The sequence below is a fragment of the Paenibacillus sp. SZ31 genome, assembly GCF_012912005.1.
GTDB lineage: Bacteria > Bacillota > Bacilli > Paenibacillales > Paenibacillaceae > Paenibacillus.
In genome coordinates this window covers 69025-93478 of record NZ_JABBEA010000008.1, presented here as the reverse complement: position 1 = coordinate 93478, position 24454 = coordinate 69025, and the positions used below count along the sequence as shown (strand labels likewise).

At 46.1% G+C, this 24454-nt stretch carries 25 protein-coding genes; 12 read left to right on the top strand and 13 right to left on the bottom strand.

Features of this window, described 5'->3' with window-relative positions:
- The 3 genes from HF638_RS16835 to HF638_RS16825 all read right to left on the bottom strand — a co-directional run bounded on the left by HF638_RS16835 (nt 1) and on the right by HF638_RS16825 (nt 2588).
- Complete coding sequence (locus HF638_RS16835) at nt 1-864, bottom strand: alpha/beta hydrolase (RefSeq protein ID WP_169481230.1); 864 nt, start codon at nt 862-864, stop codon at nt 1-3.
- Between the two features lie 55 nt (nt 865-919).
- Entirely contained in the window at nt 920-1366 is a 447-nt protein-coding gene (locus HF638_RS16830; protein WP_248278179.1) for a MarR family winged helix-turn-helix transcriptional regulator, read from the bottom strand.
- Between the two features lie 157 nt (nt 1367-1523).
- Entirely contained in the window at nt 1524-2588 is a 1065-nt protein-coding gene (locus tag HF638_RS16825; protein ID WP_169481229.1) for an ABC transporter substrate-binding protein, read from the bottom strand.
- A gap of 133 nt (nt 2589-2721) precedes the next feature.
- On the opposite strand from HF638_RS16825, the gene HF638_RS16820 reads away from it, so the two are divergent.
- Entirely contained in the window at nt 2722-3831 is a 1110-nt protein-coding gene (locus HF638_RS16820; protein WP_211175675.1) for a FecCD family ABC transporter permease, read from the top strand.
- A 2-nt stretch (nt 3832-3833) separates the two neighbouring features.
- Nucleotides 3834-4601 (top strand): ABC transporter ATP-binding protein, encoded by a 768-nt coding sequence (locus tag HF638_RS16815; protein ID WP_169481228.1) that lies wholly within the window; start codon nt 3834-3836, stop codon nt 4599-4601.
- 143 nt (nt 4602-4744) lie between these two features.
- Here HF638_RS16815 and HF638_RS16810 read toward each other — a convergent pair whose 3' ends face one another.
- The gene (locus HF638_RS16810) at nt 4745-5377 is read right to left on the bottom strand and encodes a DUF421 domain-containing protein (RefSeq protein WP_169481227.1); all 633 of its coding nucleotides are present in this window, start codon (nt 5375-5377) and stop codon (nt 4745-4747) included.
- Nucleotides 5378-5584: 207 nt separating this feature from the next.
- Here HF638_RS16810 and HF638_RS16805 point away from each other — a divergent pair, with 207 nt between their 5' ends.
- The 8 genes from HF638_RS16805 (at nt 5585) to HF638_RS16770 (ending at nt 12194) form a co-directional block, all read left to right on the top strand.
- Nucleotides 5585-6073: a HEAT repeat domain-containing protein gene (locus HF638_RS16805; protein ID WP_169481226.1), complete on the top strand. Its 489-nt coding sequence runs from the start codon at nt 5585-5587 to the stop codon at nt 6071-6073.
- A 124-nt stretch (nt 6074-6197) separates the two neighbouring features.
- Nucleotides 6198-6851 (top strand): ribonuclease H, encoded by a 654-nt coding sequence (gene rnhA, locus HF638_RS16800; protein ID WP_169481225.1) that lies wholly within the window; start codon nt 6198-6200, stop codon nt 6849-6851.
- A gap of 209 nt (nt 6852-7060) precedes the next feature.
- Nucleotides 7061-7930, top strand: coding sequence for an alpha/beta fold hydrolase (locus HF638_RS16795; protein WP_169481224.1), 870 nt, complete (start codon nt 7061-7063; stop codon nt 7928-7930).
- 300 nt (nt 7931-8230) lie between these two features.
- Nucleotides 8231-9220, top strand: a complete 990-nt coding sequence (locus tag HF638_RS16790) for a serine/threonine protein kinase (protein WP_169481223.1) — start codon at nt 8231-8233, stop codon at nt 9218-9220.
- 152 nt (nt 9221-9372) lie between these two features.
- Entirely contained in the window at nt 9373-9954 is a 582-nt protein-coding gene (locus HF638_RS16785; protein WP_169481222.1) for a hypothetical protein, read from the top strand.
- A gap of 36 nt (nt 9955-9990) precedes the next feature.
- Nucleotides 9991-10893 (top strand): nucleotidyl transferase AbiEii/AbiGii toxin family protein, encoded by a 903-nt coding sequence (locus tag HF638_RS16780; protein WP_169481221.1) that lies wholly within the window; start codon nt 9991-9993, stop codon nt 10891-10893.
- 288 nt (nt 10894-11181) lie between these two features.
- Nucleotides 11182-11619: an Imm48 family immunity protein gene (imm48, locus tag HF638_RS16775; RefSeq protein WP_169481220.1), complete on the top strand. Its 438-nt coding sequence runs from the start codon at nt 11182-11184 to the stop codon at nt 11617-11619.
- 35 nt (nt 11620-11654) lie between these two features.
- A complete protein-coding gene (locus HF638_RS16770) occupies nt 11655-12194 on the top strand; it encodes an RNA 2'-phosphotransferase (RefSeq protein WP_169481219.1) in 540 nt (179 codons plus the stop codon).
- Between the two features lie 171 nt (nt 12195-12365).
- Here HF638_RS16770 and HF638_RS16765 read toward each other — a convergent pair whose 3' ends face one another.
- The 5 genes from HF638_RS16765 to HF638_RS16745 all read right to left on the bottom strand — a co-directional run bounded on the left by HF638_RS16765 (nt 12366) and on the right by HF638_RS16745 (nt 17011).
- A complete protein-coding gene (locus HF638_RS16765; RefSeq protein WP_169481218.1) occupies nt 12366-13223 on the bottom strand; it encodes an SDR family oxidoreductase in 858 nt (285 codons plus the stop codon).
- A gap of 111 nt (nt 13224-13334) precedes the next feature.
- Nucleotides 13335-13760 carry an Rrf2 family transcriptional regulator gene (locus HF638_RS16760; protein ID WP_036668516.1) on the bottom strand — a complete coding sequence of 142 codons (426 nt, stop codon included), beginning with the start codon at nt 13758-13760 and terminating at the stop codon, nt 13335-13337.
- 150 nt (nt 13761-13910) lie between these two features.
- Complete coding sequence (locus HF638_RS16755; protein WP_169481217.1) at nt 13911-14735, bottom strand: carbohydrate ABC transporter permease; 825 nt, start codon at nt 14733-14735, stop codon at nt 13911-13913.
- Between the two features lies 1 nt (nt 14736).
- A complete protein-coding gene (locus tag HF638_RS16750; protein WP_169481216.1) occupies nt 14737-15609 on the bottom strand; it encodes a carbohydrate ABC transporter permease in 873 nt (290 codons plus the stop codon).
- Nucleotides 15610-15709: 100 nt separating this feature from the next.
- On the bottom strand, nt 15710-17011 hold the full coding sequence (locus HF638_RS16745) for an ABC transporter substrate-binding protein (protein WP_169481215.1): 1302 nt from the start codon (nt 17009-17011) through the stop codon (nt 15710-15712).
- A 138-nt stretch (nt 17012-17149) separates the two neighbouring features.
- Between HF638_RS16745 and HF638_RS16740 the strand changes: the two genes are divergently transcribed.
- Both HF638_RS16740 and HF638_RS16735 read left to right on the top strand, forming a co-directional pair.
- Nucleotides 17150-19069: a cache domain-containing sensor histidine kinase gene (locus HF638_RS16740; protein ID WP_248278178.1), complete on the top strand. Its 1920-nt coding sequence runs from the start codon at nt 17150-17152 to the stop codon at nt 19067-19069.
- Between the two features lie 4 nt (nt 19070-19073).
- Complete coding sequence (locus HF638_RS16735; protein ID WP_169481214.1) at nt 19074-19883, top strand: response regulator transcription factor; 810 nt, start codon at nt 19074-19076, stop codon at nt 19881-19883.
- On the opposite strand, the gene HF638_RS16730 is transcribed toward HF638_RS16735, so the two are convergent.
- The 4 genes from HF638_RS16730 to nirB form a co-directional block, all read right to left on the bottom strand.
- A complete protein-coding gene (locus HF638_RS16730) occupies nt 19884-20513 on the bottom strand; it encodes a YfbR-like 5'-deoxynucleotidase (RefSeq protein ID WP_169481213.1) in 630 nt (209 codons plus the stop codon).
- A gap of 283 nt (nt 20514-20796) precedes the next feature.
- Nucleotides 20797-21579, bottom strand: a complete 783-nt coding sequence (locus HF638_RS16725; RefSeq protein ID WP_169481212.1) for a formate/nitrite transporter family protein — start codon at nt 21577-21579, stop codon at nt 20797-20799.
- A gap of 49 nt (nt 21580-21628) precedes the next feature.
- Complete coding sequence (nirD, locus tag HF638_RS16720) at nt 21629-21955, bottom strand: nitrite reductase small subunit NirD (protein WP_017687170.1); 327 nt, start codon at nt 21953-21955, stop codon at nt 21629-21631.
- Between the two features lie 56 nt (nt 21956-22011).
- Entirely contained in the window at nt 22012-24441 is a 2430-nt protein-coding gene (nirB, locus tag HF638_RS16715; protein ID WP_169481211.1) for a nitrite reductase large subunit NirB, read from the bottom strand.
- Nucleotides 24442-24454 lie beyond the last annotated feature (13 nt).

Here is a 24454-nt window from a genome sequence, read left to right as displayed (position 1 = left end):
TTATTTTGAAATGTTCTCCGTTAATTCAAAGGATTGCAGTCTGTGTAACCATTTAAGGATGATATCGACAGCTTCCATGTACCGTTGGCCTACTAGTAAACCCGTATGGGTCGTATCCCACAGTCCGGCATATTCAGCATGCAGCTGCTTGGCAGTTAATTTGCCTCTCTGATCTTCGTCTTCACAGGAAACAGCCTTGATCACCAAGCTGGGGTAATGGATCAGGTCGCCATTAATGGATACACCGCCATCTGCTCCAAACATCACGGAAAATGTGCTAAATGCCTTCGAAGACTCCATCTGAAGATATTTACGTTGAAAAGCAATGTCATCTGCCGTCTCATCTATACTGGTCAGCTCATCACGGACAGGTGCAGGAATGATGATCCCAGGTGTGATTTGATTGCTTTGCGGGTAGGGGATTAGCTCATGAACTTCCTTGCTCAGACTGGCGTCGATTACAATCAGACCTGCAAGAGTAACGGTTTCTGCAATCTTTTGACTGAGAATGCCACCCATGCTAAAGCCAATAAGAACGGGAGGTTCGTTGATCCCGGCTAAAACTTCACGAATATCCTCCAAATAATCGTCAAACGTAATCTTGGTCATGTCCATGACCCGACTCTTGTAGTGACTTCTCAGGTTCATGACATAACAGGTCCAACCATGCTGGACAAAGTGGGGGATGTATTTGCACCACATCCAACTACCTGTGTATGCACCGTGAACAAATAGAAGAGGTGGCTTCTTCGTTGTTACTTCGGCGTCATGAACTGGGGTTCCTTCGAATATTTCCAAGTGTAAATCATGTTCTCCGATCTTCTTTACCTCATGTTCAGGTAACAAACGAGTGTAGTCTGTCATACCAAAAACCTCCTCTATAATATTAGTTTGATATCAAACTATATATCCAAAAAAATTAGAAGTTGCTATGAATTTTCATTAAAATTCGAAGCAGTTCTTTTTTCTCCGTCTCTGTAACGTCCGTATAGAACACATCCAGTATGCGTTGCGATATCTCTTCAAAGACGGGCTTTAATTCTTCGCCTTTTACAGTCAAAGCCACATGAACAACTCGCGAATCTGTTGCATCACGTTCCTTGACGACGTATCCTGTCCGCACCAATTTGTCCACAAGTGCAGTCACCGTGGATTTATCCTTGCCAATTTTTTTGGCGATCTCGGCCATAGTCATCCTCTGATTGTTGGACAGGGCATAGATAATATCCCCATGGGACGTAGCTAGATCCTGGATTCCCTGCTCAGCCATCTCGGCCAGGATAAAGCGGTTGACCTTCTCTTTAATTTTGGATATGAGTGAAATAGCGTCTCTTGTTTTCATACGTGTAATATAGTTTGTTATCAAACTAATGTCAAGCTTTGCTCTATGACTTTTGGCACGCGCAGCAAAAAAAAAGAGCAGTGAGAATGTCTTCTCCTGCTCATTTGATCTGTTTGATTTCGATATCTAATCACGGACACTATTGAATCCAAGGCTCCATGAACCGTTTAATGAGGCTCCATTATTTAATCGGATTAGCTTTCATTTCCGATTGCATTTTCTCAATACCGTCCAGAATTTGATATCCATAACCCCAGAACTGGCTGAAATCTGTGATATAGATTTGTTTGTTCTTGATCGCGTTCATGCTTTGCAGGGCAGGGTTGGCATACAGGTTCTCAATCAGCTTATCGATATCCGGTGAACCGGCATAAGCGGACAAGAGCAGATAGTCAGGGTTCGCTGTAATTAGCTGCTCTACACTAACTTCACCTTGCACGCCATCAAACGTATTTTTCAGCTTCAACAGGCTGAGTGCATCAAGCTGATACGTATCATTTTGCATGCTGCTTACGGTAATCGTGTCTTCCGTAGCAGGTACGATATAGGCAAAACTGTGCTCAGGCTGATCAGCTACACTGGCTTTGATCGCTTCGGCACGTGCTTTCAGGCTTTCTGTGAATGTTGCGGCATTTTCCTGAACGTCGAAGATCTGACCGAGTTGTGCGATATCGCTATACAGGCTGTCAAGTGTACCTTTGTGGTTGGTCGTTTGCAGGAATGTACGGATGTTCATGTCATTCAATCCATCCACGGTACCTACACCCCAGTCGGCATCAGCGAACAGGTCGCCCCGTCCGAGTACCAGATCCGGGCTTGCGCCTACAACCAGCTCTTTACCGACATAATCCTTGGACAATACCGGAATTTTGGCGAAATCATCAGCCACATCCGGTGTAACGGAACCATATAGAGCAGCAACACCGACCATTTTATCGGTCAGACCTAATTTGATGAGCATCTCAGCCGCAGATTGGGTATTCGCAACAACACGTTCAGGTGCTTTATCGAATACTTGCACTTTGGGTTTCCACTCGCCACCCTCACCCGAGATCGTGAAATTTTCAATGGTGAGCGGGTACATCGTTTTATTTGTATTCTCAGCAGGAGCTGAAGTTTCTGTCGCGTTAGTTGTTGAAGTTGTTTCTTCGGCAGGGGAAGAAGTTGAAGCATTCGAGCAGGCTGCAAGCAGCAGTAACAGGAGACTTAGAGCAGCGAAGCCAATAGTTCTGGATGTGAATTTCATTAAACGATGAACCCCTTTTCTATGTGTTTTAAATTGACAAAGATAATCATTCTCAATTATAATCCGAGAAAACACTTTGTAAATAGCTGAATTTAATTTGTTCTACATTTTACGCGAATTGATGGGGGAAGAGATGGCACAGACGGTTCAGGTTCAGACACAGCGCAAGGGGAAAAGAGAGTCTTTGATTCATAGTAAATCCGGATTTGCCTTACTGATTGCAGCTTTAATCATTATTACGCTTATTTCCGTAGGAATCGCGGTTTCCATTGGACAGGTTCGTATTCCGCTGGCGGAGTCATATCGTATTCTTGTATACAAATTAACGGGATTTCAATGGGGGGCAACACCCATTGAGGCGGGCTCCTTTACTGATATCATTTGGCAGATTCGTTTTCCGCGTGTGCTGATGGCGATGTTTATCGGTGCAGGTTTGGCCTTGTGCGGTGCTGTTATGCAAGCTGCTGTGCAGAATCCGCTAGCTGATCCTTACATACTGGGTATATCCTCAGGCGCTTCACTTGGAGCGACTTTTGCCATTCTCATTGGCTTCGGTGCGATTGGCTGGCTGGGCCAGACTGGTGTGGCTTTCTGGGCATTTGCCGGAGCGATGGGGGCCTCTTTGCTGGTGTTAACCCTCGCGGGAATTCGGGGTAAAATGACGTCAGTCAAGCTGGTGCTTGCCGGAATGGTGATTAACGCGCTGTGCAGCGCCTTCTCCAATTTTATTATTTATTTTGCCAACAATGCCGAAGGCATCAAAACGGTGACGTTCTGGACCATGGGTAGCCTCGCTGCTTCCGGATGGAACAAGCTTCCACTGGTCGGTATCGTGGTGCTGGTGGCGATTCTATTCTTCCTGTTGCAGTCCAGAGTTCTCAATACGATGTTATTGGGGGATGAAGCAGCGGTTACGCTGGGTATTAATCTGAGTGTGTATCGCAGACTTTACATGTTGTTAACGGCTTTGGTGACAGGCGTGCTGGTGGCAAGCTGTGGCATGATTGGTTTTGTCGGACTGATTATTCCGCATATTGTGAGAGGTCTGGTGGGTTCGGACCATCGTAAAGTGATGCCTATATCCGTGCTGTTTGGAGCTATTTTCCTCATCTGGACTGACGTGATTGCACGATCCCTCATATCCAGCGTGGAGCTGCCGATCGGGATTATTACGGCTATGATTGGTGCGCCGATGTTTATGTATATGCTGGTCAAAAAAGGCTACGGTTTTGGAGGAAATTAAACATGAAACTGAACGTAGAAAATGTATCCATCTCTGTGCTAAACACGGACATCATCAAGGACATTTCTTTACAGGTGAACGGCAAACAGTTCGTTGGGCTGATCGGACCGAATGGTTGTGGCAAGTCAACGCTTCTCAAGAGCATCTATAAAGTGATCAAACCGCAGCAAGGAAAGGTTTTTCTGGATCATACAGATATTCTCAAATCCAGCCCGAAGATCGTTTCCAGGCATATGGGCGTTGTCGGCCAATTTAATGAATTGAGTTTTGATTTTACGGTGCGCGAGATGGTCATGATGGGCCGTACCCCACATAAAAAAATGCTGGAGACGGATAATGAACGGGATCACGAAATCGTGGAGCAGGCTCTGGAAAAAGTACATCTGACTGGACATGCAGATCGCAATTACGTGTCTCTGTCCGGTGGAGAGAAACAGCGTGTGGTCTTGGCGCGTGTGCTGGCACAGCAGCCTGAATTCCTGATCCTGGACGAGCCGACGAACCATCTGGACATCAAATACCAACTTCAAATTCTGAATATTGTCCGTGGACTCGGCATTGGCATATTGGCAGCGCTGCATGATCTCGAACTCGCCGCAGAATATTGCGATTATCTCTATGTGGTGAAAAAGGGCCAGATTGTGGTACATGGCAAACCGGCTGATATTTTGACTCGCGAGATGATTGGCGAGGTTTTCGATGTCGATTGTGAAATCTATAAGAACCCGGTTACGGGTGGCTTGGGTATCGCTTACCTGAGTACACGTTGATTACGACTATATCTTCGGTTGGATGACGTGGAGTAATTTTGCAAATAATCAAATGAAGTAAAAATAGACCGTACCTGTTGGAGCGATGTTATTGCATGCTCTCAGGGCCGGTCTTTTGTTCTTTTGAGGGGGTTAGGGCGCGTCTATTGAAGCTTAGGGTCGACGGGCTGAGCATGAGCACCTTTGCTGACTTCTTGGAAAATATCTGTGGAGTTATCGTTAGGCGTCGAAGACTTGCTGCTGTTATGTTGTCGCGGCTGATCCCCCGTTGCTGGACTACTACCTGTAATCGTATAGTTTCGTAGTATCTCTTCCAGATCTCCAATCGTCACGGGACGAGCATGTCGTTTTAGCACGTAACCGAGTTGACCATTGGGTTCCACCGTTGCCGTCTCCAGATCGTCTACACTTGTAATTCCGTTCTGCCGCATATGCATCTCGAGCTGATCCATCGTATAACGCATACTTTTCAGATTCGGGATAATGACCTTTCCGTCCTCTACCACAATTTTGGAACTGCCACTCATTAGCCGTTCAACAACATTAAATTTCAATTGCAGCTGTTCCACCACAAGCAATGTTGCGATAAAGACCGATGCCGACCCAATTGCTTTGCCAAGCTCATGATTCGCGATAGGTTGCACAATTGTTGTTCCGATGGAGATCATGATGACCGTTGTGGCGACACTCATCTGCGAGATCGACTTACGTCCTGCAATTCGTAGCAGAATCATGCCGATAAGTACAAGTAAAACGGATTTCCATATCCAGTCCATAGGTTGTATTCCTTTCTAGTCCAGTATGTTCTGTATTCTTAGGCTGTTCTGGAGTTGGGTGAATTATGCAATTGAAAGGAAGAAAGAGGATGAAGTGAAATAGTCCCATAATAAAGGGACTATTATCCTACATCCTAAAATAAGGAAATTACCGATGTTATTTAAGTAGTCCTTTCTTATAACAAAAGAGGAGTGATAATACGTACGATGTATACGAACATAATACAAGAAATGCTTTCTAAAGGAGATATGGAAGGTGCTATCCAACAAGTAGCATGTATTGGTGAGAAAAAGGATACATCTCAATTAACCTTTCTGATTGAGATTTTAAAATCTACAGAAAACAATGTATTACGAAATGAAATTGCCATCGCTTTATCTGACATTGGAGATAATCGAGCAGTCGAGCCATTAGTGGAAGTCATAACAGACCCCAAGACTTTGGGCAGCAGAGGCACATTGTTATACGCTCTTGAACACCTGGACTACATACTACATATAGAGAACATCATCCCGTTTATCGGGGATTCCAGTCTGGAAGTGAGTGCGCAGTCATTCATGTTATTGGAGCAAGCGATGGATAGGCTAACAGATTCACAAATACTTAGGTATCAACAAATAATTGAACTACAAATGCAAAACAATCAAAGCAAGCTTTTGGAAGTAGCTTTAGAAATGTTGAGAACATGGGGGTGATCCTCCAGACATAGGAGAGTTTTCATAACCTTCTTTCTTCAAAAGGACGAACCACTGCTTTCATTCCGACCTCCCAATCGTTTACAATAGGGTATTGATGAAGCAAATGAAGGAGCGGGTCACAGTGGCGAAACAGAAATACTATGTTGTCTGGGAAGGTAAGAAGCCTGGCGTATATAGCACATGGGCAGATTGCAAAGCGCAGACGGATCATTATACCGGAGCAAAATATAAATCGTATGAATCGAAAGCGGCTGCAGAAGAAGCGTATCGTGCAGGATGGAAAGGGAATTGGGGTTCAAGTGCAGGCGGAGCGTCGAAGACGAAGTCCGCTAGTAGCGGAAGAAGCGCAGGCATGGAAACGTCGGAAGAAGTGGATTACGACAGCATCTCTGTTGATGTGGGTACACGAGGGAACCCCGGACCTGTAGAATACAAAGGGGTAGACACCCGCACAGGTGAGATTATTTTCTCCGTCGGACCGATCTCCAAAGGCACGAACAATCTGGGCGAGTTTTTGGCCATCGTACATGCCCTCGCACATCTGAAGAAAGAAGGCAGTACCAAAACGGTGTATACTGACTCGGTCAATGCCATGAAATGGCTGAAGCAGAAAAAAGTAGCCACGACGTTAGCAAGAGACAACTCCACAGAAGAAATCTGGCTGATGATTGAACGTGCGGAGCAGTGGCTACAGACGAATACGTACAGCAATAAAGTGCTGAAATGGCAGACGAAACAGTGGGGCGAAATCAAGGCAGATTACGGTCGGAAGTAAGTATTTTTCTTTTAGATGCCTCCTTTATTTCTTGTCTATTAGAATCGATATTTACAATTTCCAGTTTCCGCTCTATAATCATCTGAATATGATTAGTTAAACATATGGAGGAGCCTGTCATCTGCAGGCCCTCTTTATCTTTTTGGTCCTTGATTAGCAAGTCCATTCACTAGAATGGGTTATTTGAGTATATTTTGCAGGAGGCAGACATGAGTTCCATTTACAGAAGTGAAGAAGGCAAGAGTAGCATTCTTGAAGAGTATGAGATTTATTTGAATGAGTTGGGTGAGGGATTTACACGGGAGTATGTGGAGACACGTTTTGGGAAGACGCATGTTTTATTGACAGGTCCTCAAGATGGCAAGCCGTTATTTATTCTTCAGGGCGGTAATTGTGTGAACCCGATGACGTTGTCATGGTTCTCTTCCTTATTTAAAGAATACCGGATTATTGCTCCTGATACGATTGGTCATCCCGGCTATAGTGAGGAAGCCAGCATCTCGACACGGTTTGATAGTTTGGCATTATGGGTGTCGGATCTGTTGGATCACTATGATATCGAAAAGAGTGCGTTTATCGGTCCATCGTTTGGAGGAGGCATTATACTCAGATTGGCCACTTATATTCCGGAACGCATTTCGTGCTCCGTATTGGTTGCTCCTGCCGGTCTCGCGGTCAATTCCAAAATCAAAACAGCTCAGGATATCACGCTGCCGCTCGTCAAGTACCGCATGACGTCTTCACCATCTTCTTTGCAAAAAATTACGGACACCATGTCGTGCAACTGCATGAAAGAAATGGACAAAAACATTATCGGCAAACTTTTCAAATACGTCAGCATAGATCAGGATCTGCCCAAGCTCACGGAGCGGGAAGAACTGGTGAACTATACGTCACCAACCTTGTTATTGGTGGGGGAGAAGGATGTCTTTTTCCCTGCGGATAAGTGTATTGAACGGGCTCAAAAGATTATTCCGAATGTTCAAGCCATCAAGTATGATACAGGACATTTTCCTTCACAGGACGTATTGGTTCAAATGAACGAGGAAATAGGGCAGTTTTTACAAAAGAATTATTAAAAAAAGCTGCAAGAGCTGAACGGAGAAATGTATTTTTCCAGTTTAATAAAGTAATTCATCCCATCTGTCGATACTCTATACAAGAGAACCCGTTTCTTCTATATAATAGTGTGAATAGGGATTAGTAGTAGATCGTAGAAAGCTTGATATCATTAATATTTAAATATTTCGCGTAGGGGTGTTTCAAATTGCATCATTTGGTTTATATAGATGGTTGGCGATGAATTGCTTACTGGCTGGACCAAATGATGCATTTACGCGGAAAGTCTTCCGATCGACAAGGTTGAAAAGAGGTCTGTTATGAGAAAAGACAATTGCAAAATGGCATTGCAACGCAATGTGATTATAAATGATACATATCAGGTGAGACAGGTATTGGCCAGCAGTGAGTTGGCTATTGTATATGCAGGGCGGGATCGTAATACAGGTGCCAAGGTAGCCATTAAGGAATTTTTCCCACTGCGACTGGCTGAACGTCAGGCAGACAAGCGGGGAGTCTTCTGTTCATCGCGGGGATATGGCGGGCAATATCAGGAGTTGCTGACTGCATTTCTGCTCGAAGGTGAACTGTTATCGACACTGGATCACCCTCATATTGTTTCGTATTTGGATCATTTTGAAGCGAATGATACGGGGTATCTGGTTATGGAATACTGCACAGGGATTACGTTGACCGAGTATCTGAATGAACACAATCATGCGCTCGATGCTGCATTCATAACGGAGACGCTGCTTCCACTGGTGGACACATTGGATTATATACATAAGCAAGGCATTCTTCACCGGGATGTGAAACCTTCCAACATTATGGTGATGGAGGACGGTACACCCAAACTTCTGGACTTCGGCTCAGCTACCCGTTGGCCTATGCAATCTGGAGAGAAACAGGCGATATTTACATCCGCAGGTTATTCCCCGCTGGAGTTCTATTCAGAAAAATCCAGTCAGGGACCTATGTCGGACATCTATAGCCTGGCGGCTTTGCTCCATTATTGGACATGTGGGCAGCCACCTATGGACGTGAAGCAGCGGTTGTTCCAGGATGAACTGCCATCTGTTCGTTCACATAATGAGTATGTGAATCCTTGGCTGGCTCGTGTTATTCATTGGGGGCTGTCGGTGCGTTCTGAGAAACGCTGTGCTTCTCTGGCTTGGGTCAGAAGCTCGCTCCGAGTTCAAGCCTGGGTGTGGAAAGTGCGCAAACCAGGTACGGTGGAATGGTCTTTGGTCGAGAATGAACATACACAGGTCTATGAAGTGGAGCCGAAAAAGCAGCATGAGACGGCGTAATTCATAAAATTTCTTATCTCTTTTATAAAATGGTATGCAAGATAAGTGTATTCGTACAACAAATGAAAACCAATTCGACTTTTAAAAGAGGAGATTTGGTTTTTTTATTATGATTATTTCATATCATAAGATTAGTAGAAGGAAGTGGCCCGATGGAATTTGAATATCATGTAACCATGAGTGATCTGAAACATGAGAAGAAAGAAACCTTTATCAACATCTGTAATGAAGAGAGCGTGAAACCCGTATTGATCGTCTTGGACCAAGGTGAATATATTAATCAACCGATGATCACTGGCATTGTACATAGCGCAGATTATGAAGAAGTGAAGAATATTATTGAAGAGGTTACCGCGAAGTTTCGGGATAGCGGATTCACAGTTGTTCGGACGAAGGTGGAAATTCCGGCAAAGGAAGAGACGTATTTTGATCAGCCGATGCTGGTGCAGTCTAAGCCTTATTTTGAATGGCACGGTAAAGTATATGTTGATGATGTGGGCACGTTGAAGCAGTTATGCGCCCAATCAGGCGGACATATCTCACGGAACTCGCTGAATGCGGATGGAAAAGTGAGATTTGTAACCGTCCGGGAATATGAGAGTGCAGAACATTTTTATTGTAGAGTGAAAGAAATACATGACATTTTGCAAATGAACAAGATCGAACTGTTAAAACAGCAATATGAACTATGCATCTACGATAGCAGAGAAGAACTGGATCGTGGATGGATCTAATCGGATGTTGAGTATGATGAATGGAGGAGGAGAACGATGTCCGGAAAAAATATACAATTACATACCTTGAATGAGGATGAGAGATTTATTGTTGTGTTGGAAGCTCTATTGAAGCGTGCCTCTCTGGTGAATAGTCCATTTGTATTAAAAGGAAGCTTACTGACAAGACAGTATTTGGAGAATCCCAATGTTCGTTATGTGGACGACATCGACTTTCTGTATACAGGTCGAATTGAGACTGAGGATCAGGCCAATGAAATCTTTACAGACTGGATGATCCGGGTAACAGAGATGGATTTGAATGACGGTATCGTATTCCGAAGCTTCAGTAAGAATGCCTTCTGGCGAAGAATAGACTACGCCATGGCGGATGATTTTCCAACGGTGAACACGGAGCTTGCCTTTTATATTGATAGTGAACCAAGGGTCGAAAATGAGTATAAAGATGAGGATGAACTGCATCTGGATATATCCTTTAACCTCGACTTGGACGAGAAGTCTGTTGCTCTATCGTACCAACCCCTAGTTGGTGAAGCTTTTGTCGTTCCTCACACCGTACCACTCTCCATTCAAATTGCATGGAAACTGCATCAGACGATAGTGAGGCCCCGCTTCAAAGATCTGTATGATTTGCAGCATCTGTTGTCTAACCCATCCTACGATCAGCAGGCTCTACAAGAGACATTACAGACCCTGGTCAATGAGTGCAATATGGACCCGGCTATTACGAGAGAGGCTATGAAAAAGGTGTTGGTTGACGATCTGCATAATGTGTATTCGAGGTTTAATTACGATTATGACCTGCAGTATTATGCCGGAAGCCGCAGTCCTGAAGTCTATTTTATGGAGTTTGTTTCGGAGCTGCGCCAAACGATGAACCACGCGGGGATTAACAATGACGCATATGAGCATTTACCAAACTGCTCTACGCATAAATAGAGATTTTCATGTACTCTGTGAATGAACTAAACATGTACAGGAGAACGTAGAGGGCAGAAATAACCTGAAGAAGCGGAGCGTTCGCTTTTATCATAACAGCGATCAGCAGGTTGTTCTGTCATCGAAGTGGCAAGGTTAAATATTCTTTAGTTCAATCTGCATAGTAAGCTGAATCATCACTTGTCTATCCGCAGAGAAGTTTGAAAGGAACACCCTATCTCCGATACAATGTTCTCATAGAGTCTGAGAGAATGGATCAAATACGGCTCAGAAATGGAGAAAACCAATATGACTGAATTTATCAACGCTGACGATATTAATGACGTAATCCTGGCTGCGGCGGCAAATGAGCTGGAGCAGATGGTGGACAAAATGTGTGAGCTGATTGGTACGCCTTTGGAACAGACGACAGAACTGGAGCGTCAGGTGATGGCTGCGTTTGGTTTTGGTGCGATATATGGCATTACGCATCGGGATCAGCTGGCGGAGCCACAGGCTCATGCCTTGAGTATTCGGATGCTGATTAAGCCGTTCAACTACAGCGAGCGACAGGCCGTCGATTTTGCAGATGACCTGATACGGGTAGCTTCCGACCGTGAAGTTCATCCCGTAATGAACACGATTATTCATCGCGGGATCGATGGGCACCATCAATTCAATCAGGAAGACGATGAAGGGCTGGCTCGTAACATTCAGGAGATTTTAACAGCGGTTCAATCGCAGTAATAGACGAGTTTTATTAGATTTGGGGAGTGATCGCATTGGATCTGATGAAATTAAGCAAGGAACTCTCATACGCTCTGCGACATGCCCCGTGGGAGTATGAGCTGGAGCTGGACGAAGAGGGCTGGGTGGGAATCTCGCAATTGCTGGTGGCTTTGCATGAAAGTCCGCAGTGGAAGGAAGTGACGGAAGACGATCTGGAGCAGATGATTCAAGCCTCGGAGAAAAAGAGACATGAGATCTCTTCAGGCCGTATCCGGGCCTTGTATGGACATTCGACTCCGCACAAGATATCCAAGTCACCTGCTGAGCCACCGGAAACCCTTTACCATGGTACCCCGGCACGCGCAGTAAATTCTATTATGGAACATGGCTTACAGCCGCGGCAAAGGCAATATGTACATCTGTCCGCAGATATCGATACGGCCACTCAGGTGGGACGAAGACGTGATGATCAGCCTGTCATTCTGAAAATCAATGCTGCTCAAGCGGCCATAGATGGAATCCTCTTTTATCATGGAAACGAAAATATCTGGCTGGCCGATCATATTCCCGCACGTTATATTCTTGAGTCATGAGCGATGAACCGTTGTGGAAATCACAAATACCTACATCGAATTGCAGTCGCAATTACTGGGTTGAGTGTACAGTCATCCGTTCAAGTTGTATATCGTTGTATTAATCGTTAGCTATACCAAAAAGGGACACATCCAACATTCGTTGGTGTGTCCCTTTCTCATATCCAAAACTTACTTGCCTACAATTGCTTTGATACCTTCGCTTAGTGGCTGAGCCGGACGGCCAAGCAATGTTTCCAATGTATTACTTTCTACAGCCAGTGCGCCTTCACGGATGGCACTTTGCATATCAACGAGCATTGATACGACAAAGTCCGGTAGACCTGCACCTTTCATGATGTCAGCGTAAGCGGCATCGTCCACGTTTTGCACGTTGATTTCCTGTCCAAGCACTTCACCAACAATGGCTGCCAGTTCAGCTTGCTTGCGCAGTTTGCCAGACAATTCATACACGGTATTCTCATGTCCTTCACCTGTAAGCACAGCTGCAGCAGCATGGGCATAATCACTGCGTGTAGCCCAGCCTACTTGGCTGTCGTTGGTGGCATGAACCCAAGGTGCGCCTTGCGTAGCTGCTTGCACGCTTCCTGCTTCATTTTCCAGGTACCAGTTATTGCGTAAGAGGGAATAAGGAATACCAGACTCACGAATAGCCTGTTCTGTAGCGCGATGTACTTCAGCCAGGGAAAGGGTGTTTTTCTCTGCCTTCACAACGCTTGTATAAGCGATGAAGCCCACGCCTGCTTTCTTGGCAGCATCCACGGCAGTCTGATGTTGGCGAATACGCGTTTCATTGTCACCATCGGTGGAGATGAGCAACAGACGGTCTACACCGGCAAAAGCTTTCTCCAGCGTCTCCGGTTGATCGAAATCACCGTGACGCACCTCAACGCCTTGAGCGCGGAGTGCTTCCGCTTTCTCCGGATTACGTACACTGACTGCCAAATCCTTGGCAGCATCCGTTTTTAACAATGCCTCTACGACCAGTGAACCCAATTGACCTGTTGCGCCAGTAACCAAAATTTTCATCTTCTTTTCCTCCTAGGGTATGTGTTTTGTTTGCATATGGTTGTAATCAAAAATGTTATAACAGGTGTGATTACAACGAAAGGGTTAAAAAAAGCTCACTATGAGCTTTTTTTATTCAGAGACATGAATCTGATCCATCATCTGCTGTATGGTTACACGATTCAAGCGCTGTTCCATGGCTGTCTGAGCCTCAATGAGTTCGGCACGTAAGGTGTGTTCGATCATATTGCCCACCGGACATTTTGGGTTCGGATGTTTGTGAAAGTTAAACAATTCCCCATCCTCCACGACCTCAAGCGCTCGATATACATCGAGAAGGGTAATGTCCGCCGGATCTTTCAACAAGGAAGCACCGCCCACACCAGGTCTGACGTCGATCAGACCCGCCTGTTTCAGCTTGGACATAATCCGCCGAATAATCACGGGATTCGTATTCACACTCTGAGCGATAACATCTCCGGTGCATTCATTGGGCATAACAGCGATCAGGGACAGGGTATGAACCGCAATGGAAAAGCGACTGCTGATTTGTCTCATGGATGATCACCACCGTTGTAACCATATTAGTTACAAAACGTTCTATTGTCAACTAGAACTTGTGCATAGCCAGATGCATTAAGTTCTCATCTTTGATACATCTGGCAGAATGGTCAACAGTAACTATACCTCTAATAGATTTCGTAGCATTTACCCCTTCACTGCACCTGAAGTTAGTCCCCCAACAATATACTTTTGCCCAATGAGGAACACAATTAACACAGGCAATGACGTGAGCACAATATCTGCGCTGACCAGATTCCACTGGGCACTGAATTGCCCGAAGAAGTTATATACAGCCAGCGTCATCGGCCACATCTCCACCGTGTTAAGCATATAGAGTGGAGCAGTGAATTCATTCCAGACACTCAGGAAGTTCAGGACAAATACCGTTACCAGCACCGAGGTTAACAAAGGCACAATAATTCGCAGGAATAGCTTGATCCCATTACATCCGTCCATGATCGCGGCTTCATCCAGCTCTTTCGGGATGTTAGACACAAACGCATACGTAATGAACAGCGAGATCGGAATCCCCATGGCCGTATAGAGTAGAATCATGCCGAGATGTGAATTGATCATACCCATCGACTTCATGACTTCCATCAGCGGAATGTAGTTGAGTGGCAGCGTAATGCCAAGAATCAGGAAGAAGTACAGAAACTTGCTGAGCCTCGAATGGTTGCGGGATAACGTGAAGGCCGAGAAGGCCACAACAAACACCAATAGCAGGGAAGAGGCCCCGGAATGCAGCAGACTGTTGAAAAAAGAACTTCCCAAGTGTCCTTGTTCATAGACGATTTTGTAATTTTCAAAGATAAACTTCTCGGGTAGCGTCAGTTTCAGCACCTTGGCTTCGGCGTCCGACTTGAATGAATTCAGTACAATGACGACAAAAGGAATCAGGACCACCAGGCTAAGCAGCCAAGCGAGTAGATTTAACCCGATCGAAGCCAGTCTTTTTCTCAATCGCATTTTAGTATTCCACCTTTCGATTCATCAAACGAATGATGAAGAAGGAGATGATCGCCATGATGACAAACAGGATGGTGGATAGTGCACTTCCGAGTCCCCAATATCCTTTGGCAAAAGAAGAATAGACCGCCGTGTTAATGACATCCGTGGCATTACCGGGGCCACCATTGGTCAGCACGTATATGGCATCGAATACTCTCAACCCATACGTAATATTGAGTACCGTGGCGATCGTAATGGTAGGCATCAGCATCGGAATCGTAATTCGAAACAGCTTTTGCCCGAACCCGGCGCCGTCAATGGATGCTGCCTCGTAATAATCGCGGGGGATGGCGAGCAGTCCGGCGATGAACAGCACCATGATGTATCCCATGCCTTTCCACGTATCCACTGCCATAATGGATGGCATGGCCCAGGTCAAGGAGCCCAGCCAGTTCTGGGCGAGAACGTCCAGTCCCATGGAACGCAGAGTCACGTTAACGAACCCGTTGTTGGGGTCGAGCAGACTTTTGAACACGAGTCCAACAATCAGGAACGATAGCACCTGCGGGGAGAAGATAATCATCCGATGCAGATTGGCGGCCTTTACACCGCTGACCAGCAGCAGGGCCAGAAACAAGCCGAGAACCGTCTTGGCGATGGATGTTACCAGGGTGAACAGGACTGTATTTTTGATAAAAAGCAGATAGGTCGGATCACCCGCAAGAATCGTACGGAAATGCTCCAGTCCAATAAAGTTCTTCTCCGAACTATAGCTGTTCCAGTCGGTGAAGGAATAATAGATGCCCAGCAGGGCGGGAGCGACAATGAACAGCAGATATAATACAATCGCTCCAGATGAGAAATACCAGGGATAGATTTTGTTCGCATTCATAATCCGTAACACCTTTCCTTCCTGCCAAAATACACAAGCGGGCAAATGCCCGCTGCATGTAACGCTGTTCAGCGTTTATGTTTATCTGAAAGATAGGCTGTTATTGCCACGCTTCATCCTTCAACACTTTGGCTTGTTCAGCCCGACGTTTATCAATATTTTGCAGAATCTGATCCGGTGTCATGGCTCCGGCGAACATACCTGACAAGTCCTTGCCAATATCCATCCATTGTGGATCAATGTATTTCACAGCGGCTTGCATGACCGTACCTTTTTCATGATTTTTCTCATAATCAATATAATCCTGTGTCAGCTTCGGTTCGATTTCGGGCCAGCAGATCGTCAGGTTACCTTCACCTTCATCGAATACACGTTGCAGATGATCATGCTCGGTAATCCAGCGGAAGAATTTCAGCACTTCTTCGGGATGTTTACTGTTTTTGTTACCGAACATCGCAGCCGATCCGCCCGGGTTCACTCCAATCGTCTGATTGTCTCCCCATGGCATGACGAAGAATCCCATATTGTCTTCCATTTCCGGATACGCTTCGGACACTTCCTTTTCCGTACCTGGCACCCGCAGCAACATAGCCGCTTTTTCCTGACCAAACGCTTCAATGCCCGCTTCAACGGTATTGGACAAGAAGTCTTTGCCGAAATAACCGAGATCCGCAAATTCCTTCAACTGTTCAATGACTGTCTTGAGCTGTGTCATATCTGCCACTTTCATCTCATTATTGTTCAGCTTCTCATAGGTTCCTGCTGTCGTTTGTTCATAGTTAGGCCCCGTTTCGAACAAAGGCAGAACCTGATACCACCCGCTGGCAGGTGCCTGATAGAACGGAATGATGTCTTTTTCTTTAATTTTCTGGCTGATTGCCTTGAATTCCGCATAGGATGTAGGAGGCTCAATGCCAAGCTCTGCGAAGATACGTTTGTTATAGTACACATACCAGATTTTCGATGGGGCAAAAGAAACCCCGTACACCTTGTCATTGTGACTGACAGTTGGCAAAATCTCTTCGGACATCCGACCTGTGAATTCCTCATTGGTCAGGTCAATGGCATTTTCCTCCGGTCTTACGTTGGCCGGCATGCTGAGAGGGTCCACATCGACATTGAAAATGTCAGGTGCTTCGCCAGAGGCCAGCTTCACCTTGATCAGGTCACGCCACTGTGCGTCAGGTACGACCTGAAAGTCAATTTTGACACCCGTCTCCTGCTCATATTCCATGGCCATCGTCTGCATGATGCCTGTACGCGGAATACCGGATTGGCTTGTTCCAAATGTGAGTGTCACCTTACCCGAACCTTCAGCACTTTTCCCTGAGTTGCATCCGGCAAGCAGCAGGGTGGAGAGCAAGAGCACACTTGCAAGCGAAAATAGAAATCGTTTTCTCATCATTGAACCTCCCGGAATATAAAGAAAATTATCACTTGCCGAAACGCTTAATGTAAGCGTATTCTTATGTGGATAACTTTACTGCGAACAAGGGATGCGCTCAATAGACAAAAGCGTTCTGTTGGGTGGACATTTTCGATGGGTGTAACCAATATCATCATAGGACGAGGTGTTTGGGGATTGCGGTATCGATTTGGAACGCTTCAGCAAAGTCTGTTTGCCTATTACTCTGCGGTATTTATTATCTTTTCGCTGATTGTGGCGGGGCTTCTGTATGTTTTTCTCGCAAGTGACATTCGTCATCGAAGTGAAGAACAGCAGAAACAACTGGGGGTATCGATTGTTGGCAATCTGGATCAGGAAGTGGTGAAAATGAACAACTTCTCCATGAATATCGTGTACTCCAATCTGGTAAAGGAACACTTCAGTCACTACTTGGCACCAGCGGAGGACAGTGAACAGACACTGACGAGTGACCCCGCATTGTACAAAGATACAACCACACTGATTGACGTCATACTGGCGATCATCAGCAGCTCCAATACAGCCAAGCAGGCCAATATCTATGATGTGAACGGCAAGATGCTGGGAGCGGGTGCATTCAACGGTCAACTGTCGGTGGATCTGACTCAGCGACCTTGGTACAAGGAAACCTGGGAGCGGAGTGGCTGGCGAGTGATCCGTCTGTTAGAGGGGGGAGCTTTACCCATGCCAACAGGGGAGGGGAAGTCAGAACAACCCTACATATCCCTTACCCGGGTATACAAAGATGGCAATTATGTCAGCCAGGGCGTGGTTGAGATTTTGCAGGATGCCGGAACCCTGTTCCAGCATTTGAATGATTTACAGGCGAGTAACGAGGAGCTTCGCATCTATGTGATGGATGAACAAAATACACGGTTATATCCACTTTCTTCAGATGCCGATGCTTCCCAAGTAGGTCATTTCGATGATGTGGACTTAATTCAAAATCGTGCATTTCCATCGGATACCATGCAAGAAGTAACCGATCCTCTGAATCATTCCAAGCAAATGATGACGTATATGACGTCACAGGAGACGGGATGGACCGTTGTTGTCATGCAGTCGAAGCAGTCCCTTTTCGCAAGTCTCAATCGGATGGCTGTGATGTTTATCGGTGCCACGTTAGCCACCCTGATGCTGATTCTGGTTCTCTCATATCTGATCTCCAAACGGGTCACTTTGCCGCTGCATCGCTTACAGCGCATTATCCAGAAGACGGGTGAGAACGATCTGATATCAGGTCAGGCTTCGGCACATTTGTTCAAGCTGGAGCATCCCGGTTCCATCCGGGAGATGGATGAGCTGAATGATACGTTTATCCGGCTGAATCAGCAACTTGTACAATCTTTTCAGGACAGGCTGGCGATGAAATCCCAGGAGACAGAAGCGAGATTACTGGCGTTACAATCCCAGATGAACCCGCATTTTCTCTACAACAACATCACGAATATTAGCATCATGGCGGAAGAAGGCATGAATGAGCAGATTGTCGCGTTCTGTGGTCATATTGCATCCATGCTCCGTTATATTTCTACTCCGGGTAAGAACGGGGTTCCACTGTCTCAAGAACTGGATTATTGTGAGCGATATCTGGAGTGTATGAAAATTCGGTTCGAGGATGATCTGCACTATGCGTTCCATATTCCGGATGAGATGCAAAATATCCAGGTTCCGATGCTGATGGTACAGCCACTACTCGAAAATGCCATGAAATATGGACTGGGTGATACCTCTCCATGGAGATTGAACATTACTGGAGAAATGGATGCGTTACAGGAGACTTGGCAGATCCACGTGGAAGACAATGGGCCTGGCATGGAACCCGAGGCACTTGCCAAGATCATGCATTACATCGAACAGTCACAGGAGTGGGAGCGTATGCCCGATCTTGAAATTAACGGTATGGGACTCAAGAATATCTGGGTCAGGTTGAAATTATGGTATGGCACGGCAGCCCACATGCAGATTACAAACAAGCCTTCCGGCGGTGTCCAGATTACCATAGGTGGTTCCATTCGAAAGGAGCATGACTGAACCCATGACGATCAAATACAGAACGATTATTGTGGAGGACGAGGCCCTGATTCGCCGCAATGTATCGCGCAAATTTAGGGAGCTGGGCACCCGGTTCGAGGTGATCGGTGAGGCGAGGAACGGTCAGGAAGCGTTACAGCTGATCGAACATTCCGTTCCTGACCTGGTTGTAACCGATATTCAGATGCCAGTAATGAATGGATTGGAACTGGCCAAATATCTGTATTTTGCCTACCCGCATGTGAAAATTGTCATTCTGAGTGGTTATCATGAATTCGAGTATGCACGGCAGGCAATCAGCTACAAGGTGGAGGATTATTTGCTCAAACCATTATCGGAAGAACAGCTTCGTACACTGCTGGATGCGATGGAATTGAAGCTTGGGAGCGCTGTGGATTCGCTTGCCCATGTCAGTGCCGTGCTGGATGAGCAGGTGAAGCCAGAGGACATCGCAGAGGCCGTTAAGCTGTATTTGAAGCAGAATTACATGCATGAGATTACGCTTCAGGACATGGCAGGGCAGATGCATTTTAGTGTGGACTATCTAGGGAAGTGTTTTAAGAAAGTAACGGGGGAGACTCCACTGAAATATATGACAGGCCTGCGAATGAATGAAGCGAAGCGCATGCTCGTCACGCACGAAAATATGGATATCAAGACCATTGGTGGAAAGGTAGGATATAGTGATTCCCACTATTTCAGCCGAATCTTCAAAAACAAAACCGGAATGTATCCTAGCGAGTATCGACTGCAATTACAGGAACGAAAAAAAGCTCTGTCCATGGATGATGAGCACCATGTTGACTTGAGCTGATTACTGGGCCAAAGCTTCTTCGGTTATTTTGCGAATATCAAACGGGGAGCGGATACCTTCTTCGATCATGTCGGGGAGAATCTGTTCCAGGAAATACTGCACACAGTGGAGGTCGATATTTTTGATTTTGACCAAAGCATAACGATACATGACGATAAATTCTTTCTCCGTATTACCACGTTGGAGCTCGGCAAAGGCTTCGTATACCTGATCCATCTTGTCTGCGACTTCCAGAATCAGTCCTTCCACCGATTGATCTTTACCTTCACGCAGCTGTCTGCGGAAAATAGGTTGGAACTCTTCAGGAATATTTTCATTAATAAAATGTTCAACCATGCCTTCTTCCACCTTTTGCAGCATCGAACGCAGCTCCAGTGAATAATGTTTGACGGGTGTTTTGATATCACCGATGAAGATTTCGCCATAATCATGACTGCTGGTGATTTCGTATAACTTCTTCCAATCAATGTTGACACCATGTTGCTCCTCAATATCTGCAAGTGTTTTGGCGTACTGTACGACTTTCCAGGAATGGGCGGATACGCTGTGTTCTTCGAATTTGAATTTGCCCGGTGTACGAATAATACGTTCAAGATCGTTGAGTGACCTGAAGTACGTGTGAATTCCCATATAAGCGTTCATCCTTTGCTGGTTGAGTATAAGTGTGAGTATCCATCGACTATACGCCAGCTATGTCAACTGTGGATTAACGCGGATAGCGTCAAAGGTAAAATGAAATTTTCATTCTCTATAGAAGGACGAGAGAATGAAAGGGAGGCGTACGAGAGAGTACGCACTTATCGACAAACAATAAAAAGCCACGATGTGTGATTGAACGTGAGTTCGGCATCCATCATGGCTTCAGTGTGTAGATGTTGTGCTCTAGGCTACATAAGTGCAGTTGAATCAAAAATTATGATTTTTTACGTACCGGCGAAGTATACCAGTACGCCATGCCGACAAAGAGGGCACCGCCGATGATATTACCAAGTGTCACCGGAATCATGTTATGGAACCAGCCTGCCATCGTGATCGTATCTGGGTGGTTTGGCAGCAACCAGGATAAAGACAGCAATGTCATATTGGCAACACTGTGCTCATAGCCACTTGCGATAAATGCGTACAGACACCACCAGATGAGAACAAGTTTGGCGATATCCTCTTTGGAGCGTGCCGCCATCCAGATCGCCAGACAGACGAGCCAGTTACAGAGAATGCCGCGGAAGAACAACTCGGATACGGGAGCGGCCATCTTTTTGGCAGAGACGACGAATAACAGATGTTCCGGCGTAGCCGTTTTGAACAGGCCACTACCGACTATAAGCAGACTGAGCAGAATCGCACCGAGCAGGTTGCCGACAAAGACGAGTCCCCAGTTCTTCAGCGTATCGTTAACTGTAGTTCGGCCTGCCAGCGTACTCATGGTAAAGAACATATTGTTACCTGTAAACAGTTCCGATCCGGCAAAGATGACCAGCGTGAGCGCGAGTCCGAAGGACATGCCCATCAACATGGTTTGCAGTGGTGACTGTGCTGCAAGGAGCGGAGCACCAATACTGAAGATCAGAACGATGCCAAGTCCTACATAGGCACCAGCCATCAAGGCAGCAACCATGTAACGTGGCAGACTTGCGTTCATTTGATCCCGTTTTTTAACCGCAGCTTCAATAATTCCCTCAACACTTGGTGTATACATCACGGTTTCCCCCATTATTTTGCATCAATCTTTGAACGTTTCAATGGAGCTATATTTCGATCCAGACCTGGCCGTTCTCTACCTTTACCGGATACATCTGTACTTGACCATTGTCTGGTGCCTGCACAAGACCGGTAGTCAGGTCGATTTTCCAATCATACAGTGGGTCGTACAGATAATGCCCGGACACAATGCCTTCAGCCAGTGGCCCACCCTTAGGGTGGGGGTTGTGATTATCCGCAGCGAAGATGGTACCATCCGATGCAAGAAAGACAGCAAGCTGATGATCCTGGATTTCAACTACTCTTCCGATTCGTGGCAGGAATTCTTCAACTACTCCGGCAGGGAAGTAGGTGCCTGATTGTTTTGTCGTCATCTTAAACCACTCCTTATCTATTTAACATTCCGCCAGTATTGATCTTGCGTGCTTGTTTATGGACGAGCCGATACTTCGATACCATGGAACATTTTGCTTTGGCCTTCTTCATTGCGAATCGCTTTTTGCCAAGGTTCTTCAACATGCTCAAGTGCAAATTCAATCCGCTCCATCAACGCTTTACGTTCCTCAAGGTTATCGACGACAATCGAGCGAATATGCTCCAGACCCATGCGTTCCACCCACTCGGAAGTCCGTTCCAGATAGTTACCTGTCTCGCGGTAATATTGCATGATGGCTCCGCACAGTTCGATCAACTCTTCATCTGTTTTCACTTTGCATAGGGAATCAGCAAGTCTTGCTTTAATACCGCCGTTACCGCCGATAAAGATCTCCCAGCCGCCGTCGTTACCTACGATACCGATATCTTTGGTACATGCTTCTGCACAGTTCCGCGGACAACCGTTCACGGCATATTTAAACTTAGCGGGCAGATCCAGACGTTCGAATTTACGTTCGATGCGAGCACCCATGGCCATGGAATCCTGTGTACCGAAGCGGCAGAATTGGGAGCCGACACATGTTTTGACCGTTCGCAGCGATTTAGCGTATGCATAACCTGAAGGCATATCCAGTTCAGCCCAGACTTTAGTCAGATCTTCTTTTTTGACACCAATCAAGTCGAGACGCTGGCCGCCAGTCACTTTGACTGCTTTCACATCATATTTGACGGAAACGTCAGCGATGCGTTTGAGGTCTGCTGGTGTAGTCACCCCGCCATACATCCGAGGTACAACCGTGTATGTTCCATCTTTTTGAATATTCGCGTTCATGCGTTCGTTAACAAAACGGGATTCCTTCTCATCTTCGTGCGTATCCGGTGCAATCATGCCAAGGTAATAGTTGATAGCCGGACGACATTTGGAACAACCTTCAGGTTGACTCCAACCCAGTACATTCATGACCTCTTTGGTCGTTTGCAGACCTTTTTGACGAATTTCGGCTACGATCTCATCTCGGCCCATAGAAGTACATCCGCATATTCCCTGTTTGGCACCACTGCTGAAGCCGTCTCCGAGCACGTATTGCAGAATTTGTTCCACAACTGGTTTACATCCACCACAAGAGCGGGTTGCACCGGTACAGGCTTTGATTTCATCTACAGTGGTAAGGCCCTGGTTTGTAATTACATCGACAATAGTTCCTTTGGTGACCCCGTTACATCCGCAGACGATCTCGTCCTCGGGCATCGTTTCAACAGAGGTTGCTTTCTTATGACCGCCACAACCTGTGCCCATGAGCGAACCGTACAATTCCTCGGTCATTTCGGTTTGATTTTTGATCAGTTTTTGCAATTCGGCAGAATCCGTAATGTCACCGAAGAGCACAGCACCGACCATTTTATTGTCACGAAGCAGAATTTTTTTGTAAGTCCGTTTCCAGTCATCTTTGTGCGAAATGACGGTGTGCTCTGGACTGTCGATGAATTCACCAGTTGAAAAGACGTCCACACCCGAAATTTTCAATTTCGTGGATACAACAGAACCTTCATAAGGAGCCGTTTCAACTCCGCAGATATGTTTCGCCAGAATCATACCTTGCTCGAACAATGGGGCAACGAGGCCATAACATACCCCGCGGTGCTCTGTACATTCCCCGACCGAATAGACATTCGCAAGTGAAGTCTGCATATAGTCATTCACGACAATACCCCGGTTCACTTCCATACCGCTTTCGCGGGCTACAGCCGTATTGGGTTTAATGCCTACAGCCATGACCACAAAATCAACATTGAGTACAGAATCATCAGCAAAACGAATCCCTTCGACCCGTTCGCCGCCCAGCAGTTCGGAAGTCTGCGCACCCATCTTGAAGCGGATACCCTGACGTTCCAGTTCAGCCTTCAACATGGCTGAAGCTTGAGGATCAAGCTGACGTTCCATCAGATCCTGCATCAGATGCACTACGGTAACTTCCATGCCAAGTTGTACCAGACCTTTCGCAGCTTCAAGACCCAGCAGTCCGCCACCGATAACGGCCGCTCTTTTGTACTGTTTAGCAGCGTCGAGCATCACATTACAATCGGCGATATCGCGGAAACCAACGACACCTTCTTTGTCATGTCCCGGTACCGGCAGAATGAAGGAGTTGGAGCCAGTCGCAATGATGATTTTGTCATAAGGGAAGCGATTTCCATCCTCCGTAACGACCTCAAGCGTATCCGAATCAATTCGGGCTACAGTTGTTCCTGTATGGAGAGTAATACCATAATCCTCATACCAGTGGAGATCGTTCAGCACGATGTCATCCAGTGTTTTGCTACCTTCCAACACATAGGACAACATAATGCGGTTGTAGTTAGGGTAGGGCTCTGTACCAAAAACAGTAATATCAAATCGCGAAGTTAATTTCAAAATTTGTTCAACCGTACTTATTCCTGCCATACCGTTACCAATGATAACGAGTTTCTCTTTTTTTCCGTTCATGTGTGTATGCCTC

Coding starts and splice junctions, on each gene's coding strand:
- HF638_RS16820 (WP_211175675.1), top strand. CDS start 2,722: ATGGCACAGACGGTTCAGGTTCAGACACAGCGCAAGGGGAAAAGAGAG.
- HF638_RS16790 (WP_169481223.1), top strand. CDS start 8,231: ATGAGAAAAGACAATTGCAAAATGGCATTGCAACGCAATGTGATTATA.
- HF638_RS16810 (WP_169481227.1), bottom strand. CDS start 5,377: ATGGACTGGATATGGAAATCCGTTTTACTTGTACTTATCGGCATGATT.
- HF638_RS16765 (WP_169481218.1), bottom strand. CDS start 13,223: ATGAAAATTTTGGTTACTGGCGCAACAGGTCAATTGGGTTCACTGGTC.
- HF638_RS16755 (WP_169481217.1), bottom strand. CDS start 14,735: ATGCGATTGAGAAAAAGACTGGCTTCGATCGGGTTAAATCTACTCGCT.
- nirB (WP_169481211.1), bottom strand. CDS start 24,441: ATGAACGGAAAAAAAGAGAAACTCGTTATCATTGGTAACGGTATGGCA.
- HF638_RS16835 (WP_169481230.1), bottom strand. CDS start 864: ATGACAGACTACACTCGTTTGTTACCTGAACATGAGGTAAAGAAGATC.
- HF638_RS16815 (WP_169481228.1), top strand. CDS start 3,834: ATGAAACTGAACGTAGAAAATGTATCCATCTCTGTGCTAAACACGGAC.
- HF638_RS16730 (WP_169481213.1), bottom strand. CDS start 20,513: ATGGGAATTCACACGTACTTCAGGTCACTCAACGATCTTGAACGTATT.
- HF638_RS16745 (WP_169481215.1), bottom strand. CDS start 17,011: ATGAGAAAACGATTTCTATTTTCGCTTGCAAGTGTGCTCTTGCTCTCC.
- nirD (WP_017687170.1), bottom strand. CDS start 21,955: ATGACGACAAAACAATCAGGCACCTACTTCCCTGCCGGAGTAGTTGAA.
- HF638_RS16795 (WP_169481224.1), top strand. CDS start 7,061: ATGAGTTCCATTTACAGAAGTGAAGAAGGCAAGAGTAGCATTCTTGAA.
- HF638_RS16805 (WP_169481226.1), top strand. CDS start 5,585: ATGTATACGAACATAATACAAGAAATGCTTTCTAAAGGAGATATGGAA.
- HF638_RS16750 (WP_169481216.1), bottom strand. CDS start 15,609: ATGAATGCGAACAAAATCTATCCCTGGTATTTCTCATCTGGAGCGATT.
- HF638_RS16735 (WP_169481214.1), top strand. CDS start 19,074: ATGACGATCAAATACAGAACGATTATTGTGGAGGACGAGGCCCTGATT.
- HF638_RS16825 (WP_169481229.1), bottom strand. CDS start 2,588: ATGAAATTCACATCCAGAACTATTGGCTTCGCTGCTCTAAGTCTCCTG.
- HF638_RS16725 (WP_169481212.1), bottom strand. CDS start 21,579: ATGTATACACCAAGTGTTGAGGGAATTATTGAAGCTGCGGTTAAAAAA.
- HF638_RS16785 (WP_169481222.1), top strand. CDS start 9,373: ATGGAATTTGAATATCATGTAACCATGAGTGATCTGAAACATGAGAAG.
- HF638_RS16740 (WP_248278178.1), top strand. CDS start 17,150: ATGGGTGTAACCAATATCATCATAGGACGAGGTGTTTGGGGATTGCGG.
- imm48 (WP_169481220.1), top strand. CDS start 11,182: ATGACTGAATTTATCAACGCTGACGATATTAATGACGTAATCCTGGCT.
- HF638_RS16780 (WP_169481221.1), top strand. CDS start 9,991: ATGTCCGGAAAAAATATACAATTACATACCTTGAATGAGGATGAGAGA.
- HF638_RS16760 (WP_036668516.1), bottom strand. CDS start 13,760: ATGAGACAAATCAGCAGTCGCTTTTCCATTGCGGTTCATACCCTGTCC.